The organism is Amycolatopsis sp. NPDC049252 (genome assembly GCF_043197175.1).
Lineage (GTDB): Bacteria > Actinomycetota > Actinomycetes > Mycobacteriales > Pseudonocardiaceae > Amycolatopsis.
This window is the reverse complement of sequence record NZ_JBICSQ010000023.1, coordinates 1-17,129: the sequence shown is the minus strand read 5'-3', so window position 1 is coordinate 17,129 and position 17,129 is coordinate 1. Positions and strand designations below refer to the sequence as shown.

16 protein-coding genes and 1 pseudogene are annotated in these 17,129 nt (G+C 73.0%); 10 read left to right on the top strand and 7 right to left on the bottom strand.

Annotated elements, in window-relative coordinates:
• Positions 1-50 precede the first annotated feature (50 nt).
• On the top strand, positions 51-1,241 hold the full coding sequence (locus ACGFMK_RS24055) for a PP2C family protein-serine/threonine phosphatase (protein ID WP_392767344.1): 1,191 nt from the start codon (positions 51-53) through the stop codon (positions 1,239-1,241).
• A gap of 88 nt (positions 1,242-1,329) precedes the next feature.
• On the opposite strand, the gene ACGFMK_RS24050 is transcribed toward ACGFMK_RS24055, so the two are convergent.
• A complete protein-coding gene (locus tag ACGFMK_RS24050; protein WP_392767130.1) occupies positions 1,330-1,710 on the bottom strand; it encodes a DUF5684 domain-containing protein in 381 nt (126 codons plus the stop codon).
• 127 nt (positions 1,711-1,837) lie between these two features.
• A complete protein-coding gene (locus tag ACGFMK_RS24045) occupies positions 1,838-2,524 on the bottom strand; it encodes an alpha/beta fold hydrolase (protein ID WP_392767127.1) in 687 nt (228 codons plus the stop codon).
• Between the two features lie 119 nt (positions 2,525-2,643).
• Between ACGFMK_RS24045 and ACGFMK_RS24040 the strand changes: the two genes are divergently transcribed.
• Positions 2,644-3,621, top strand: coding sequence for a helix-turn-helix transcriptional regulator (locus tag ACGFMK_RS24040; RefSeq protein ID WP_392767124.1), 978 nt, complete (start codon positions 2,644-2,646; stop codon positions 3,619-3,621).
• On the opposite strand, the gene ACGFMK_RS24035 is transcribed toward ACGFMK_RS24040, so the two are convergent.
• Both ACGFMK_RS24035 and ACGFMK_RS24030 read right to left on the bottom strand, forming a co-directional pair.
• Entirely contained in the window at positions 3,609-4,244 is a 636-nt protein-coding gene (locus ACGFMK_RS24035) for an isochorismatase family protein (protein WP_392767121.1), read from the bottom strand. The two genes, ACGFMK_RS24040 and ACGFMK_RS24035, sit on opposite strands and share 13 nt — an antisense overlap.
• Positions 4,241-5,287 (bottom strand): LLM class flavin-dependent oxidoreductase, encoded by a 1,047-nt coding sequence (locus ACGFMK_RS24030; protein WP_392767118.1) that lies wholly within the window; start codon positions 5,285-5,287, stop codon positions 4,241-4,243. Before ACGFMK_RS24030 ends, ACGFMK_RS24035 begins: the two co-directional genes overlap by 4 nt.
• Before the next feature lie 211 nt (positions 5,288-5,498).
• Here ACGFMK_RS24030 and ACGFMK_RS24025 point away from each other — a divergent pair, with 211 nt between their 5' ends.
• From ACGFMK_RS24025 to ACGFMK_RS24015, 3 genes are all read left to right on the top strand, one after another.
• A complete protein-coding gene (locus tag ACGFMK_RS24025; RefSeq protein ID WP_392767116.1) occupies positions 5,499-6,140 on the top strand; it encodes a TetR/AcrR family transcriptional regulator in 642 nt (213 codons plus the stop codon).
• A gap of 126 nt (positions 6,141-6,266) precedes the next feature.
• The gene (locus ACGFMK_RS24020) at positions 6,267-7,208 is read left to right on the top strand and encodes a hypothetical protein (RefSeq protein ID WP_392767114.1); all 942 of its coding nucleotides are present in this window, start codon (positions 6,267-6,269) and stop codon (positions 7,206-7,208) included.
• A 215-nt stretch (positions 7,209-7,423) separates the two neighbouring features.
• Positions 7,424-10,837 carry a S8 family serine peptidase gene (locus ACGFMK_RS24015; RefSeq protein WP_392767112.1) on the top strand — a complete coding sequence of 1,138 codons (3,414 nt, stop codon included), beginning with the start codon at positions 7,424-7,426 and terminating at the stop codon, positions 10,835-10,837.
• A gap of 239 nt (positions 10,838-11,076) precedes the next feature.
• Here the strand turns inward: ACGFMK_RS24015 and ACGFMK_RS24010 are convergent, their stop codons facing one another.
• Positions 11,077-11,637, bottom strand: a complete 561-nt coding sequence (locus ACGFMK_RS24010; protein WP_392767109.1) for a TetR/AcrR family transcriptional regulator — start codon at positions 11,635-11,637, stop codon at positions 11,077-11,079.
• Between ACGFMK_RS24010 and ACGFMK_RS24005 the strand changes: the two are divergent.
• The 3 genes and pseudogenes from ACGFMK_RS24005 to ACGFMK_RS23995 form a co-directional block, all read left to right on the top strand.
• Positions 11,600-11,851: pseudogene (locus ACGFMK_RS24005) on the top strand (epoxide hydrolase N-terminal domain-containing protein); the annotation flags it as partial. The gene ACGFMK_RS24010 and the pseudogene ACGFMK_RS24005 sit on opposite strands and share 38 nt — an antisense overlap.
• A 55-nt stretch (positions 11,852-11,906) precedes the next feature.
• A complete protein-coding gene (locus tag ACGFMK_RS24000; protein ID WP_392767106.1) occupies positions 11,907-12,716 on the top strand; it encodes an alpha/beta fold hydrolase in 810 nt (269 codons plus the stop codon).
• Between the two features lie 212 nt (positions 12,717-12,928).
• Positions 12,929-14,095, top strand: a complete 1,167-nt coding sequence (locus ACGFMK_RS23995) for a hypothetical protein (RefSeq protein ID WP_392767104.1) — start codon at positions 12,929-12,931, stop codon at positions 14,093-14,095.
• On the opposite strand, the gene ACGFMK_RS23990 is transcribed toward ACGFMK_RS23995, so the two are convergent.
• Positions 14,085-15,041, bottom strand: a complete 957-nt coding sequence (locus tag ACGFMK_RS23990; RefSeq protein WP_392767102.1) for an AraC family transcriptional regulator — start codon at positions 15,039-15,041, stop codon at positions 14,085-14,087. The two genes, ACGFMK_RS23995 and ACGFMK_RS23990, sit on opposite strands and share 11 nt — an antisense overlap.
• 83 nt (positions 15,042-15,124) lie before the next feature.
• On the opposite strand from ACGFMK_RS23990, the gene ACGFMK_RS23985 reads away from it, so the two are divergent.
• The gene (locus ACGFMK_RS23985) at positions 15,125-15,958 is read left to right on the top strand and encodes an NAD(P)H-binding protein (RefSeq protein ID WP_392767099.1); all 834 of its coding nucleotides are present in this window, start codon (positions 15,125-15,127) and stop codon (positions 15,956-15,958) included.
• Between the two features lie 15 nt (positions 15,959-15,973).
• Here ACGFMK_RS23985 and ACGFMK_RS23980 read toward each other — a convergent pair whose 3' ends face one another.
• On the bottom strand, positions 15,974-16,621 hold the full coding sequence (locus ACGFMK_RS23980) for a class I SAM-dependent methyltransferase (RefSeq protein WP_392767096.1): 648 nt from the start codon (positions 16,619-16,621) through the stop codon (positions 15,974-15,976).
• A gap of 154 nt (positions 16,622-16,775) precedes the next feature.
• On the opposite strand from ACGFMK_RS23980, the gene ACGFMK_RS23975 reads away from it, so the two are divergent.
• Positions 16,776-17,129, top strand: a 354-nt coding sequence (locus ACGFMK_RS23975; protein ID WP_392767094.1) for an alpha/beta fold hydrolase, incomplete at its 3' end; no start/stop codon positions are given.

The following is a 17,129-nucleotide window of genomic DNA, read 5'->3' as shown; positions in this document are numbered from 1 at the left end:
CAGCTCCGGACGGGACACCCGCGGTACCCGACGTCGAGCCGGCCGGAATCATGGCGTCGCTGCGTCGTCGTGTCCGCGCCGCGTGCGCGGAAGCCGGGATCCTCGTGGAAGACCGGGCCCGGCTGGTGCTGGCGGTCACCCTCCTCGCCGAGCCCGTCCTCGACCGCGGTGGACGGGTCGGCCTCGAAGCCGCGGTGGCCGGGGGCGTGCTCACCCTCGGCGTCCGGCTGCCGGAACCGGTCAGCCGGCTGCGGGCCGGCGCTCTGCCCCAGCCGGGCCTCGCGACCGAAGACGGCAGCGTCACTTGGCAGCTCGTCACCGGCGACCGGCCGATCCCCGTGCCCGCCGACGACGACCGGGCGAGCCGGCAGGAGATGCTCGCCCTGACCAGCCGCGCGGACACGCTCGCCCGGGAACAGCGGGACCTGCGGGACGAGCTGGCCGAGACCAACAGCGGCGTGCTCGCCATGTACGTCGAGCTCGAACAACGCGACGAGCAGCTCCGCCACGCCCACGCCCGGATCTTCCAGGAACTGGAGGACGCGCTGCGGCCGCCTCCCCCGGCCGTCCCGGGACTGGAGCTGGGCGTCCGCTACTCCCCGACCGAGCCGGACTCCCCCACCGGCGGCGACCTCTACGACTGGTTCGTCCTGCCCGACGGCCGGCTGCACGTGACGCTCGTCGACGCCGTCGGCCACGGCGTCGCCTCGACCAGGGACGCCCTCACCGTCACCCACGCCATCCGCACCCTGGCCCTGGAGGGCCACCCCTTCCAGGACCTGATCGCCCACACCTCGCGCACCCTCGCCACGATCGCCCCGGACCTCATGGCGACCGCGCTGCTGGCCCGGATCGACCCCGTCACCGGCCACACCCGGCTCGCCAACGGCGGCCACCCCGAACCCGTCCTGGCCGACGCCTCGGGCGGCACGCGGCTGCTCCGTCCTCCGGTCGTCGGCCGCGGTGTCGGTTTCCCGGCCCCCGGCAGCCCGTGCCTCGTCGACGTGGACCTGGTGCCGGGGGCCACCTTGCTGCTCTACACCGACGGGCTCGTCGAGTCCCGCAAGGACATCACCGAGGGCCAGGACCGCCTGCTGGAGGTCGCCCGCACCCACGCCGACCACCCGGCGGCAACCTTGCCGCGCGAGATCGTCACCCGGATGCACGACATCGTCGTGCACGCGGACGACACGGTGCTCCTGGCCATTCGCCGGCCGGCCGATCCGCGGCTCCGCACCTGAGTCGAACTCGCCGGGGTGGTTGCGGACCGTTCCCGGGGTGAGGCCGAGCGCGAGGGATTCCGTCGCCGGGGGCGTGCGGCTGTGGTCGTCAGCGCGCCCCGGCGGGCGGGCCGGTGTACTGAGCCTTGCCGAAGGCGAGGATCAGGTAGCCGATGATGGAGAACAGGAACAGCCCGAAGAACCCGAAGACCCCGCTCTTGCCGAACGCCTTCGCGACGTCGATCGAGACGATGATCGCGACGATCAGGTTGACCAGCGGGATCAGCAGCAGGAGCAGCCACCACCCGGACCGGCCGGCGATCTTCAGCAGGATGTAGACGTTGTAGATCGGGATGATCGCCGCCCAGCCGGGCCTCCCGGCCTTCGTGAACACCTTCCACAGCGCGATGATCGTGATCACGGCGAAGATCAGGCCCGAACCGAACCCGAGCCCGGGACCGAAGACGGACGGCGCATTGTCGTTGTTCATGAAGCGGGAAGGTCCTTCCAGGAGCGGCAGCCAAGTCGGGTGACCTTAGCGTCGGCCGATCCGGATCGCCGCATTCGGGCGGTCGGTTCCGAACGTGTCGCCCGAAGACGACCCGAGTGGTGCCGCGTCAGGCCTCGTCCGCCGCTTCGGCGAGGAGCCGGGCGAGCTCCGCCGGCTTGGTGTGCATGGGCCAGTGACCGGAGTCGATGTCGACGTACTCGAGGTGTTTGACCTTCGGGAGCTCGGCCACCTCGCCGGCGTCGACCAGTTCCTTGGCCTGAGCCGGGCTGAATTCGGGACACACGAGCACGACCGGCACGTCGAAGCGCCGCTCGTCCGTCAGCCGCACGATCCCCTTCGCCACCCCCTCGGGAACGGGGATCGCGGCGGCCGCGAATCCGCGCCGGGCCTCCTCGTCGAGGTCGGCCGAGTCCGGTCCCTCGAACGGGGCCCAGCCGGGGAAGGGCATGGCGCCGTCCCGCAGCTCGAAGAAGTCGGCGTAGGGCTTCCCGTCACCGGTCGGGAAGCCGCCGATGAGGACGACCTTGGCGACCTTCTCCGGCCGCGCGTCGGCGGCCAGCCACGCCAGGGCGCAGGCGGCCGAGTGCCCGGCGACCACCGGCGTGCCCGCGGCCGAGTCCACGGCGGCGAGCACGGCCGCCACCTGGTCCTCGAGCGTGGCGGAAGCCGAGCCGTCGCCCTGGCCCGGCAGCGTCAGCGGCACCGGGTTGTGGCCGAGCGAGCGGAGCGTGGACGCGACGTCGTCCCAGACGGATCCGTCGAGCCACAGGCCGCCGATGAGCAGGACGTCCATGATCGGTTTCTCCCTTGTTCCCGCGCGGCCGGTCGCCGCGGCGCTTCGGCCCGTCACGCTATAGCCAATTCCGGACAATCGGCTTCCGGTTCGGCAAAAGACCGGTTAGCCTGCCCGAGGTGCCCAGCGACCTCAGCCCGACCGCGCGGGCACTGCGCGCCCTCGAGATCCTCCAAGTCCGTCCGGGTGCGACGGCCGATCAGCTCGCCGAGGCGCTGGGCGTGACGGAGCGCGCCGCCCGCCGGTACGTCGGGATCCTCCGGGAGGCGGGCATCCAGGTCGAGTCGGCCCGCGGGCCGCACGGCGGGTACCGGCTCCGGCGGGGAACGCGGTTGCCGCCGATCGTGTTCACCCAGGCCGAAGCCCTCGGGCTGGTGATGGCGGTGCTCGACGGCCAGCCGGCCGCCACCGACGTCGACGACCTCGTCGGGGAGGCCCTCGGCAAGGTCATCCAGGCGCTGCCCGAGAACGTCGGCCGGCAGGCGGCCGCGCTGCGCGAGCACGCCTCGGCCGCACCCGACCGGCGCTCCGCCCGCCCCGATCCCGCCACCACCAACGCACTCGTCACCGCCGTCGCGGCCCGGCGCCGGGTGCTCATCACCTACCGCGGCGAAAGCGGCAGCGAGTGGGAGTCCGAAGTGGACCCGTGGGCGGTCGTCGCCCGCCACGGGCGCTGGTACCTGCTGTGCCACTCCCACCGCGCGGACGCGATCCGCACCTACCGCGTCGACCGGGTCCGCGCGGTCGAGCAGACCACCCGCGAGTTCGAGCCGCCCGGCGACCTCGACCCGGTGGCGGTGCTGGAGGAAAACCTGGGCAGCGGCTGGAAGTTCCCCACCCGTGTCGTGTTCCACGCCCCGCCGGCCGACGTCGCGCCCTGGATCGGGCCGCCGATGGGCCGGCTCCACCCGGCCGAAGACGGGTGCGTTCTCGTCGGCAGCACCAACAACCCGGCCATGTACGCGCAGGAATGGCTGGCGGCCATCCCGTTCGGCTTCCGTGTCGAGGGTGGTGACGAGCTGCGTGCCGCGGTCGCCGCGGTCTCGACGCGCTTCGCCGCGGCACTGAACCCGAAGGACGCCGGTCAGGAAGCGTGACGGCCCTGGGCGACGCCGGCGAAGAACGTGCGGCCGCCCATGGTCATCGCCGGCTGGAACTCGCTCATCAGCTGCGCCCGGATCGACGAGCCGGCGAACCGTGGCTCGAGCTGGAACTCCGCGGCGATCGACCACCAGGTGACCGGGACGACGCCGGAGAGCACCATGCGCTGGATCGCCGTGTCGTGGGCTTCTTTGCTGGTGCTGGCGGTCGCGTCGGCCACCACGTACGTCTCGTAGCCGGCGCGCAGCGCACCCAGGGCCGTCTGCAGGACGCACCCGTCGGTGGCGATCCCGCCGATCAGCAGCCGGCGGCGGCCGGTGGCCTCGACCGCGGCCCGGAAGGCGGGGTCGAGGAACGAGTCGAAGGCGGTCGCACGTTCGATGACCGGCTGGTCGCCGAGCGCGGCGAGCAGCTCGGGGTAAAGCGGCCCGGACGGCTTCGCCGGCTCGCCGTTGGTGACGACCAGGCCGGCGCCGTAGAGCTTCGCGGTTTTGGCCAGGCCGACCACGTTGTTCACGTGCTCGCGCAGGTCGTGCGAGCGCAGGAGGTTCGCGAAGCCGACGGCGTGGTCGACGAGCACGACGGTCGCGTTGTCCGGGGACAGGGGTTCGAGGTTCATGCCGGTTCCTTTCGGGTGAGGTCGATGGCGGAGCGGACGGCGGGGGCGATCTCGCGGCCCAGGCGGCGCACGGATGCGCGCACCCGGCCGGGCGGCAGGCCACCCCAGTCGGCGAGGAGCTGCACGCGGTCGTAGCCGACGACGTCGTGCAGCCGCACGAGCTTGTCCGCCACGTGCTCGGACGTGCCGATCATCAGCGGCCGGTCCGGTCCGGTGCCGTCGGTGAAGTCCTGTTGCGACACGGCGTACCCACCCCCGCCGGGGCGCTTGGGCCGCATGAAGTCGTGGTAGTGGCGGTAGGTCGAGGCCGCCTCCTCCGCCGAGCCCGCACCGAAGTAGTGCACGGCGACGCCGACCCGGAGCCGGTCGCCGTGGCCGGCCTGCCGCCCCGCGGCGCGGTAGAGGTCGGCCAGCTGCCGCAGGTGCCCGGGGTTTCCGCCCAGGTAGCCGAGGATCAGGGGCAGCCCGAGCGCGCCGGCCCGCGCCACGCTCGAGGGCGAGCCGCCGGCGCCGATCCAGATCGGGAGGGACGCGCTGCGGGGCACCACAGTCGCCCGGTCCAGCGGTGGCCGGTGCCGTCCGTGCCAGGACAGCACGGGTTCGTCGCGCAGCCGCAGCAGCAGTTCCAGTTTCTCGGCGAAGACCTCGTCGTACCGGGCGATGTCCACTCCGAACAGCGCGAAGGGTTCCGGGTAGGCGCTGCGCCCGGCGGTGATCTCCGCGCGTCCGGCGCTGAGCAGGTCCAGCGTCGCGAAGTCCTGGTACACCCGGACCGGGTCGTGCACGCTGAGCACCGTCACGCCGCTGGTCAGCCGGATCCGGGAGGTTCGCGCGGCGACGGCGGAGAGCACGGGCACGGGCGACGACACGGCGAAGTCCCCGCTGTGGTGCTCGCCGACGCCGAAGACGTCGAGGCCTTCCTCGTCGGCCTGCACCCCGAGTTCCACGATCTGCGCCAAGCGGGCGGCTTCCGTCACCTCCCGGCCGTCCACCGTCCGCGGCTGCCGGTCGGCCAGGGTCGCCACGCCGATCTCGACGCTCATCGCCGGCCGGCCCGCGTGACGGTTTCGTCGTCGACCGGGATCCCGCCGCCGCGGCCCTCGGCACGCCAGGTGCCGCCGAAGAAGCTGAGCTCGTTCGTGCGGGTGGGTGGGGGCATGGCAGCTCCTGACGTCGCGGAATCTGGAAGGGGTCTTCCGGTTTACTTACGGTACGCTATCCGGAAGACCCCTTCCAGATCGAGCGGAGTGAGCCATGCCACCCGGCCCCCGGCGGCCCCGCGCGGACGCGGCGCGCAACCACCAACGCCTGCTGGACGCCGCGGCCGAGGTCTTCGGCGAGGCCGGCATCGACGTGCCGATGAGCGAGGTGGCCCGGCGCGCCGGGGTCGGCATCGCGACCTTGGCGCGCAACTTCCCGGCGCGCGAAGACCTGATCGCGGCCGTCTTCGGCGCCGCGATGACCGCCTACGCGGACACCGCGGCCGCCGCGGCGGCCGACCCGGACCCGTGGCGGGCGTTCTGCGGCTTCATCGAGTACGTCTGCCGCATCCCGCGGCGCGACCGCGGGTTCGGCCAGGTGCTGACGACGATGTTCCCCGGGGTCGAGGCGCTCGAATCGGAACGCCAGCGCGGGCTGCGCGAGTTCATCCGCCTGGTGCGCCGGGCCAAGGAGGCCGGCGGCCTGCGCCCGGACTTCTCCCCCCACGACCTGCCGTTGATCATGCTGGCGACGGGCGGGGTGACCCGCGCCGGCACCCCGGCCCTGGCCGCGGCGGCCGACCGGCTCGTCGGCTACCTCCTGCAGGCGTGCGCGGCCGGCAACACCGGCCCACTGCCCGGTTCGCCGCCGCCACGGGAGCTTTACCGGGCCCTGGAGATCAGCCGGCCGGGCTGAGCACGGCCGGCTGACGGCCCGCCCCGTGACGCTGCCGGAGGCCGGTCGGTTGCCTCGTCTTCCGGTGTTTTCGCTCGCATCGTTGTCCGTGGTCAAGCCGCGTTCGGTGGTCGTAGGCTCGGCTCTGTGAAGTCGGGCCGCAAGGCGGAAACCACCGCCGGAAAGACTCGCCCGGCCGGCAAGCTCGCTCGGGCGAGAAAACGCTGGCCCAGCGGCCTCTGGGCGCTCGACGGCCCCTGGCTGCCACCCGGCGACGACGCGCGTCCGGCCGGTGCCGTGACCGTCCCGGCTCACATCCGACGGCGGCTGGGGGCGGCGTCGCTCACCGGTCTGGCAGCTGCCGGACTCGTGGTCTTCGGCGGGCAGTACCTGCACACCCTCGACGTCGCGGCCACCCGGGCGCACGCTTCCGACATCACCGTCACCGGCCGCGTCGTCGACCTGCGATCCGCATCCTTCGAGCTCGCCTACCCGGTGGGCGACGGCAAGCGGCTGATCTGGCTGCCACAGCGCAGGGCCGAGCCCCACGGTCCCGGTGACCAGGTCGAGGTCGTGTACTCACCCGCCGATCCGCTTCAGGTCCGCTATCCCGAGGACATCATCATGGACCGGGTCGGCCTGCTGGCAGGCATCATGTCGATCGTCGCCGGAACGGCGGGCACGATCGCCGCGATCCGGTTCGGTGTGCTGTGGTGGGACCGCAGGCGAGCCGTTCTCCGGACCGGATGGCGCCCGGCCGGCTTGGACCTGACCGAGCCCGGCGCCGTCCTGGCGGACTTCGCCGACGGCAGCCGCATCCGGTTGCGCCCGTCCGCTGGCCTGTCACGCACGTACTCCCGGCTGGCCGAAGTTCCCGGGCGAACCGGGTTTCTCGCCGGCAGCGACACAACGATGGTTCTGCTCACCGGGTTGCCGGACGAGAGCTGGCTGATGCTGCCGGTGCGGGCCGTCACGGAACGCTGGCTGCCCCGAACCTCGGGGCGCGCCACCGCGAAACCGCCGAGATCCGGGACAAGCACGCCCGCCGTCCACGCCGTCGTGAACAGTTCACGCTCCCGGCGTCGGTGACCGAAAGATGCCGACAGCCGGCTCCGTTCACGACATCGGTCAAATACGCAGGTAACCCCCTTTGTGGCACGGATTCTCGCGGAATTGCCGACCATTGTCGCTTGTGGACGGGACGTGGAGCGGCAATAGTCGCCGGGCAGCTGAATCGAACCTCCGAATTGCGTCCGATTCAGCCGAGTCTGATTGATTTGGGCCTTACGACCAGGGAGCTGCATATGCGGCGTTCGTCGTTGATATTCCGTCCGGTGGTGCTCGCCGCGGTCGGCGGTCTGGTGCTGGCCGCATCGGCTCAGCCCGCGGCCGCGGCCGCTCCCCCGGCGAGCGCGGACACCACGTCGCAGGCGGTGATCGTGGTGCTGGGCGACCAGCTCGCGGCGGCACCGCCGACGAAGGCCGCGTCCGGGAACAGACGCGACCAGGCGACCAAGGCGCAGAACGCGGTTCTGGGCAAGCTCACCGGACCGGCACCGGCGAACGTCAAGCACTTCGCCGTCGGCAACGCCTTCTCCGCGACCGTCAGCCCCGCGCAGGCGGCCGCGCTCGCGCAGGACCCGGCGGTGGCGTCGGTGTTGCCGGACAGCAAGGTCACGCTGCCCGCGCCGAGCACGCCCGCGGCGGGGGCGAGCGGGGCGGCGCCGAAAGCGCAGCCCCGGTCGTCGTCGGCGCCCGGCGCGATCTGCCCGTCCGACCCCGCGAAGCCGCTGCTGGAGCCGGAGGCGCTCACCTCGATCCACGCCTACAGCACCGACGGCTCGAAGAGCGCGTCCGATCTCGCCGACGGCTCCGGCGTGAAGGTCGCTTTCCTCGCCGACAACATGGATCCGAACTACGCCGACTTCATCCGGCCGGACGGGTCCAAGGTCTTCTCGGACTACCAGGACTTCTCCGGGGACGGCCCGGCGACCACGGACTCGGGCGCCGAGGCGTTCGGCGACGCGTCGTCGATCGCCGCGCAGGGCACCGTGGTGCACGACCTCTCGAAGTTCGTCAACCAGGCGCACCCGCTGCCGCCCGGCTGCACCATCGTCGTCAAGGGCGTGGCGCCGGGCGCGAGCCTGGTCGGGCTCAACGTGTTCGGCTCGACCGCGACGAACTCGGCGATCCTGCAGGCCATCGACTACGCGGTGACGGTCGACCACGTCGACGTCATCAACGAGTCGCTCGGCCTCAACCAGTACCCGGACGCCAGCTCGCGCGAGCTGTTCCAGGTGTTCAACGACGAGGCCGTCGCCGCCGGCGTCACGGTCACCACCTCCAGCGGCGACGCGGGCACGACGTCCACCATCGGCAGCCCGGCCACCGACCCGCTGGTCATCTCCGCCGGCGCGACCACGGACAACCGGCTGTACGCGCAGACCACTTACGCCGCTTTCCCGTTCTCCAACGGCAAGTGGGTCAGCGACAACATCTCCGCACTGTCCTCTTCGGGCATCACGCAGAACGGCCGCACGATCGACCTGGTCGCGCCCGGTGAGGGCAACTGGGCCGACTGCGAACCGGGCTACGCGGAGTGCCGGACGTTCCAGTCGCCGCCGCAGGGCGCGGACCTGGAATCCTTTGGTGGCACCAGCGAATCGGCGCCGCTGACCGCGGGCGTCGCGGCGCTGGTCATCCAGGCCTACCGCGGCACGCACCACGGCGCGTCGCCGACGCCGGCCCTGGTCAAGCAGCTGATCACCGGCACCACGCGCGACCTCGGCCTGCCGGCCGACGAGCAGGGCTCCGGCCTGCTGGACGCGCGCGCGGCCGTCGAGGCGGCCACGACCGCGCCCGGCACCACCGGCGCCCCGGCCGGCGTGTCGTCGAACATCGCGCTCTCGACCGACCAGCTGACCCTCGAAGGCGCACCCGGCAGCACGCAGACCGCGACGGTCAAGGTGTCGAACATCGGGACCAAGCCGCTCACGGTGTCCGCCGGCACGCGCGGGTTCGCGACGTCGTCGACGCAGACGCAGACCGTGCCGTTCGACTCGGCCAAGCTGCCGACGTTCACCTACTACAACGGCGCGCAGTGGGCGCAGAAGACGGTGAAGTTCAGCGTCCCGCCGGCCACCGACCGGCTGCTGTCGAGGATGGCGTGGCAGGGCAGTCCCAAGACGGTCAACGGCGCCCCGGTCACGCCGGTGGTGCGGCTGACGCTGCTCGCGCCGGACGGCACGTTCGTCGCGAACAGCCGCCCGCAAGGTGGTGCGGCGACGGCGAACTACGCCAACGTCGACGTCCGGCACCCGGCCGCGGGCACCTGGACGGCGGTGCTGTACTCGGTCGCGGGCGCGTCCGGCTACACCGGTGACGTCCAGCTGGCCGCGGACGCGCAGCGCGCGGTGCCCTACGGCCAGGTCTCACCGCAGATCCTGAACCTGGCCCCGGGCCAGACCAAGCCGGTCAAGATCGCCCTGCCGACCCCGGCCTCGGGCGGCGACGCGGACTACTCGGTGACCTTCGGCAGCTCCGACGGCCACCAGACGTCCGTGTCGGCGGTGCTGCGCTCGCTCATCCCGACTGGCAACGGTCCGGGGACGTTCAGCGGCACCATCACCGGCGGCAACGCCCGCGCGGTCTCGCCGGCGCAGACGTTCAGCTACGAGTTCGACGTGCCCCGGGGCAAGAAGGACCTCGACGTCGCCGTGCACCTGTCCGACCCGGGCACGGTCCTCGACGGCGTCCTCGTCGACCCGAACGGTGAACTCGGCGACGTCAACAGCACCATCTCCCTGGCCTCGCCGACGACCGTGTCACAGGGCCCCGGGCTGCAGCTGACCGACGCGAACCCGCTGCCCGGGCGCTGGCACCTGGTGCTCGTGGTGCAGAACCCGGTGACGGGCAAGGAACTGCAGCAGCCGTTCACCGGCACGGTCGCCTTCGACCGGGTCTCGGTGTCCGCGCCCGCGCTGCCCGGCGGCGGCAAGCTGGCCGCGGGCCAGGCGGTCACAGTGCCGGTGACCGTGCACAACACCGGCGTCGAACCGATCGCGATCGGCGTCGACGCCCGCACCAACACCACGCAGACGCTCCAGCCGGTCCCGGTCGGCGGCCAGACCGAGGTGGACCTGCCCGAGCCGGGCTCGATCGCGCCGGTCTACGAAGTGCCGCCGGACACGAGCAAACTGACGGTGGCCACGTCGTCGACCGTGCCGGCCCAGGTCGAGCTGCAGGGTTCGGCCGCGGGGATCGACGTGTTCGGTGACCTGAAACGGGCCCAGGGCGGCAGCACCGTCTCGGTCGCCACGATCGGGGAGAAGAAGGGTTACGTCACCAAGGGAATCTGGTTCGCCGACGTGCAGGAGCTCGGCCCGTTCGGACCGGCCGGCGCCCCCGCCGGGCACGCGAGCTACACCTCGTCCCTGGTGACCGCCGGCTTCGACCACGCCGTGACCTCGTCCACCGGAGACCCGTACGACCAGGCGATCGACCCCGCCGGCACCGGCGGCACCCCGGTGATCATCCAGCCGGGCGGGACCGCCACCGTCCAGGTGACGATCACCCCGTCCGGCGCCCGCGGCACCGACGTCACGGGCCACCTCAACCTGGTGACCGTCCCGACCCTGCCGACCGGCTCGACCGGCCTGCCGGAGGAGGGCACCGGCGAGGTGATCGCGACCCTGCCCTACCACTACCGGATCGGCTGACCCGGGCGGCACGACGGGCCGCCGGTTCCTGAGTGGAACCGGCGGCCCGTCGCCGTCCGGAACGGCCGATCGACGGTGCTTGGTGCGGCTCACCGCAACGCCGGTGTGCCCGGCGAGGACCGTTCACCCCTGATCCGCCGGAGAACCGGTTCTCCGGCGGATCAGCGAGCACGCCGGTGGCGGCCAGTTCGGCGTGCCCGTGGACATTGCCCTTCCCCGGCGGTGAAGCCGGGATGGGCTCACCCGTCGGCGAGGCGCTGGATGATGGCGCTCAGCCAGGCCTGCAGGCCGGTGCGATCACCGAGTTCGGCACGCAGCACCCGGCGGCGAGTCGACACACCCAGCACGAAGGCGTCGATCGCCGCCGCCCGGTTGCGGGCTTCCGCGTCGTCCAGGCCGCTGTCGCGCAGGTAGCGGTGCAGTGGTTCCAGCGAGTTCGCGTCCAGGAACCCGGCCAGCGCCTCCGCCGCCTCCGGGCGTTCGCCGGACGCCCGTTGCAGCACCAGCAGCGGGTCCTCCCCCGGCTCACCGAACCAGCGCTCGACGATGCTCGCCGCGAGACGCGCGCCCAATGTGGCACGGTCGCCGTCGAAGGACGTCGAGACCGGGATCTCCACCCGGGTGGCCGCCAGGAAAAGGCCGTCCTTGCCGCCGAAGTAACGCGTGATCAGGTTGGGCGACACCCCGGCCGCGTCGGCCACGCCCTTGACCGTGATCGCCGTGTACCCGTGCCGCGCGAACTGGCGTCGCGCGTGCTCCAGGATGCGCTGCCTGGTGGCCGCGGCGTTGCGCGAAGTCATGTGTACGAGCATACACATGATGTGTATCGTCGTACACATGGCTGACGAACTGCGGGAACGCCTCCGGCGGACACGGCGTGTCCCGACCCCCTGGGACGACGACAGGACACGCGGCATCACGGGCTCCCACCTCGACGACCTGCTTCGCCGCTGGGCCGACGGGTACGACTGGGACGTCCACGAGCGCCGCATCGCCGAACTGCCCTGGGCGACGGTGCCGGCCGAGGGCACCGAGCTGCGGGTGATCCACCAGCGGTCCGCCGATCCCGGTGCCCCGGTCCGTCGTGCTCCTGCACGGCTGGCCGGACTCGGTGCTGCGCTTCGAGCGCGTCCTGCCCCTGCTCACGGACGTGCACGTGGTGGTACCCGCGCTGCCGGGCTTCCCGTTCGCCGCCCCGCTCACCACGGCGGGCATGTCGGTCAACCGGATCGCGGCGATCGTCGCGGCCGCCCTGGCCGAGCTCGGCTACGCGCGGTACACCGTGTCCGGCGGCGATGTCGGGGGCACCGTCGCGGAGATCCTCGCCGGCGAACACCCGGACCGGGTGACCGCCCTGCACCTCACGAACGTCGCGCCGCTGCGTGCGCTCACGGCCGACCCGGCGAAGCTCGCCCCGGACGCGGCGGCCTACCTCGCCCGGTCGGCGCAGTGGTTCCGCAGCGAGGGCGGGTACATCGCCGAGCAGTCGACGCGGCCCAGCACCCTCGCCGTCGCCCTCGGCGACTCCCCCGCCGGCCTCGCGGCGTGGATCGCCGAGAAGCTGGAGTCCTGGTCCGACGAGTCGGCGTTCACCCCGGACGAACTGCTCACCTGGGTCTCCGCCTACTGGGTCACCGGCACGATCGGCACCTCGTTCGCCACGTACACCGAACCGGGCACCCTCCCGGACCGGGTCGGCACGCCGACCGTGCTGTCGGTGTTCCCGCACGACCTCAAGCCGGAGCCGCGCAGCTACGCCGAGGCGTTCCTGAACGTGCGCGAGTACGTGCGGCACCCGGCCGGTGGCCACTTCGCGGCCTGGGAACAACCCGCGGCCTACGCCGCCGACGTCCGCCGAGCGGTCAAGCTGGGCAGCTGAGCTCATGGCCGGTGCGCTTGACGCCCGGATCACCGGCGCGGTCTGGACCTCTCCCCAGGTGCGGCAGGGCGCCGAGATACCGGTACAGGTCCCGGTCGTCGTGACAGTTCGGGACGAGGAGCGACGGCGGCGTTGAGAGCGACGGTGGACTCACCCCGCCGGGTAGCCGGGCCGACCGGGACCGGGCCGGCGGGACCGGGAATCATCTCCCCATGCCCACCTCCTCACCTCGGGCGCGGGTCCAGCGGACCGAACGCTGGTTCCTCCGGCGCGGGACCCCGACGATGATCGCCGGGTACGGCTTCACCGAGCACGTCCTGCCCCGGATGCTGCCCGCGCTGGTCTTCGTCACGCTCGCGAGCCTCGCCTGGCTCGTCCCGCTCAAGACCGCCGGCTCGGGCCGCTGGGTCCTGCTCGGTGTCGTCGTCGCCGTGACCCTCGCGGCCTGGGTGACGATCTCGCTGTTCGTCCGGCGCCTCCCCCGCTTCTCCCGCGCCGCGACCGTCGCCATCCTGGTCACCTACGCCGCGATGCCGGTCGCCGTCCCGCTGCTGCAGCTCGCCTTCGACGGCGCCATCACCCTCCCCGGCGCCCGGGCGCTGGGCGTGCTGGCGTTCCTCGTGTTCTTCGCCGCCGTCTTCGCGGCCACCAGCCTCGCCACGACCTACGGCTTCGGCACCCTCGTGCGCCAAGCCGTCAAACAGGCGATCACCGACCTCCGCAACAGCGTGCAGGTCCTCGGCCGGGCCCTGCCGGTCCTGCTGTTCGTCACCCTGTTCCTCTTCTTCACCGGCGAGCTGTGGCAGCTGATGAACCAGCTCGCCTGGTGGCGCCTCGCGCTGGTCGTCGCCCTCTTCGGCGCCGTCACCGTCCTCGCCGCGGCCGCCCGCCTCCGGGAGGAGATCGGCCGGGTCGAACAGGACTTCAGCCCGTCCATGCTGACCGCCGCCTGCGCCGGCACCCCGCTCGCCGCCGTCACCATCGACGGCCCCGTCCGTGCGGTCAGCCTCAACGGACGCCAGAAACGCAACCTGCTGCTGATGCTCGCCACCCGCCAGCTCGTGCAGGCCGCGGTCATCGGCCTCGCCTTGTTCGCCTTCTTCGTGCTCCTCGGCGTGATCATCGTGACCCCCGCCGCGGCCGAACAGTGGATCGGCCACCCGCCGGCGACCTCGCCGCTGCTGCCCGGCGTCCCGGTCGCCCTGCTGCGCAACGCCACCCTGCTCGCGGGCTTCGGCAGCATGTACTTCGCGGTCACGTCGATGAGCGACACCGAGCACCGCAAGCAGTTCTTCGCCCCGATCATCGACGAGATCGAGCGCACCCTGGCCGTCCGCGCCGTCTACCTGACCCTCGACACGAGCACCGTCACGGCGTGACGGCGACGCCGCCGCCCCGTCGGCGCCACGCGGACGGGGTCTCCCCGCGAGCGCGCTTGAACGCGACGCTGAAGGCGAACGCGTCGTCGTAGCCGACCTGGCGGGCGACGACCGCGACCGTGTCCCCGGTGTCGCGCAACGCATCCGCGGCCAGTGTCATCCGCCAGTCCGTCAGGTACGTCAAGGGCGGCCGGCCCACCGCCGCGCGGAACCGGGCCGCGAACGCGGCGCGCGAGAGCCCGGCTTCGGCGGCCAGCGCGGCCACGGTCCAGCGGCGCGCCGGCTCTTCGTGGAGCGCGCGCAGGGCACGGCCGAGGTGCCGGTCGGCCAGCGCGTGGTACCAGCCGGGCGGCGGCTCGCCCGAGGTGGCGCTCCACGCCCGCAACGCCAGCACGAGCACCAGGTCCACCAGCCGGTGGAGCACGGCGTCCTGCCCCGGTTCGTCGCGGGCGGCTTCGGCGGTGAGCAGCGCGAGCGCCGCGCCGGTGCGCTCCCCGGCGGGGACGACCACGACCGGCGGCAGCAGCTCCAGCAACCGCTCCCCCACGTCGCCGTGGAGCGCGCAGGTCCCCCGGACCAGCGTGGTGGCACCGGGCAGGCCGTCACCGTAGGTCCGGGGCCCGATGCGCTGCCGGGCAGCCGATCCCGCCTCGCCGAGGACGTGCTTGCGCCCGTCCGCGATCACGACCTGGGCCGGGGTCTCCGCGCTGTCCGCGACGGTGTACCCGCCGGCGCCCTTGACCAGGGCGAGCCCGCCCGCCGGGAGCACCCACCCACGGCCGCCGGATCGCAGGTGCGCGGGACCGCCGAGCGAGGCGAGCAAGGTGATCAGCCCCGGCTCGCCGGACTCGGCGAAGGTCAGCGACCAGGGCGGCCGCCGGACGAGCTGCCGCACCTCGGTCGTGCCGGCCCGGGCCCGGCGCAGCAGGTCGCTCAAGACGTCCACAAGGGCGCAGAGTAGACGTTCACAAAGCTATCGGCGACCAATTCCCATGGATCGTCTCGCCGCGGTCCGCTTCGATCAGGACCATGACGACCACCCTCATCCTCGGCGGCACCGGCAAGACCGGCCGCCGCGTCGCCCACCACCTGCGCCGCGCAGGCCACCCGGTGCGGACGGCGGCGCGCACCGGCGGCGACGTCGCCTTCGACCTCGGCGAGCCCGCGACCTGGGCGCCCGCCCTCGACGGCGCCGTCGCCGCGTACGTCGTCGAACCGGCGCTGCAGACCGGCGCGGGCCGAACGCGCATCCGCCGGTTCGCCGAAGCCGCGGTCGCGGCCGGTGCCCGGCGGCTCGTCCTGCTGTCCGCCCCGGCCGCGGGCCGGCCGGAGCATCCGCTCCACGACGCGGAGCAGGCGATCCGCGAGAGCGGCGCCGAGTGGACCGTCCTGCGGCCGAACTGGTTCGCGCAGAACTTCAGCGAAAGCTTCTGGCGCATGGGAATCCTCGACGGCACCCTGTACCTGCCGACCGGTGACGGCCGCGCCCCGTTCATCGACGCCGAAGACATCGCCGAGGTCGCCGCGGCGGCCTTGACCGGCGACCGGCACCACGGCCGGACCTACGAGCTCACCGGCCCGCGCGCCCTGAGCTTCGGCGAAGCCGTGGCCTTGATCGGCGCGGCCACGGGCCGCGCCGTCCGGCACGTCGACCTCACCCCGGAAACGTTCACCGAGCGCCAGATCGCCGCCGGCGTCGCTCCCGAGACCGCGCGACTGCTCGCCGGGGTGCTCACCGAAGTCCGCGAAGGCGGCCTCGGCACCACGCCGACCGGCGACGTCGAACTCGCTCTCGGCCGGCCGCCGCGGAGGTTCGAGGACTACGTCACCGAGGCCGCCGCCGCGGGACGGTGGCGGCGGTGACCCGGCCGGGCGGCGTCATCGGGTGGGCGTCGCCGTCCCGATGATCAGCGGGTGCACCACCGAGGGCATCCCGCGCCAGCGCGCCGTGCTCATCTCCTCGATGTCGAACCGCTGCTTGACGAGCGCGACCGTGTCGCGGTCGCACCGGCAGCCCTGCGCGAACGCCGCCCACGGCCCCGCCAGGCGCGTCTGCCGTCGCGCCAGCTTCGGGTCCTCGGCGCGCACGTGCTCGCAGAACAGCAGCCGCCCACCGGGGCGCAGCACCCGCACGAGCTCGGCCAGCACCCGGTCGACGTCGGGCACCGTGCAGAGGACCAGCGTCGACACGACCGTGTCGACGCTGGCGTCCGCCATCGGCAGCGCGTCGGCGGCGGCTTCCACCGGCCGCATCCCGGCGCGTCCCCGCACGCGCTTTTCGAGCCGCCGGTACATCGCCGGGACGGGCTCGGTCAGCACGACCTCCGCCGTCTCCGGGTAGTGCCGGACGTTGAGGCCGGTCCCCGCCCCGATCTCGACCACCCGTCCGTGCGCGCGGCGCAGCAGCTCCGCGCGCCGGCCGGCCAGGCCCTGCCGCTCCCCCCGGCGCAGGAACGGGTCGTACAGTGCCGCTCCGAACCGTTCCCAGAGCCCGTCCCGTGCCCCCACGCTGTCCCCTCCGGCCATCGTTCCTCCTCCGCACCGCTTGTACGACGCAGCACATCAGCCATCGCCTGCCCGCCGCATCACCCGCCCGTGCCATTCCGGGTGCTGGCCGGAATGGGCCACGGCCGCCCGCGCAACGACCTAAGCTGGGGAAATGCCGGGACAGGACCAAGTCGTGCGCTTCACAGGCGGCCCAAACGATCGCCCGATCGCCTGGGCCGCCGTCGGCACGGGCCCGCCGCTGGTCGTCGGCAGCTGGTGGTGCGGGCACCTCGAACTGGACGGGCGGAACCCGCTGTTCCGGCGGTTCGGCGGGCTGCTCGGCGACCGGTTCACGCTCGTCCGCTACGACCGGCCCGGTGTCGGCATGTCCGACCCGGCCGGGCCGCTGGTCACCTCGCTCGCCGAAGAGGTGGACGCGTTGAGCGCCGTCGTCGACGCGGCCGGGGAGAAGGTGAGCCTGTTCGGCGGTTCGTCCGGGGGCTGCGCCGCGATGGCGTACGCGGCGGCCCACCCGGACCGCGTGGAG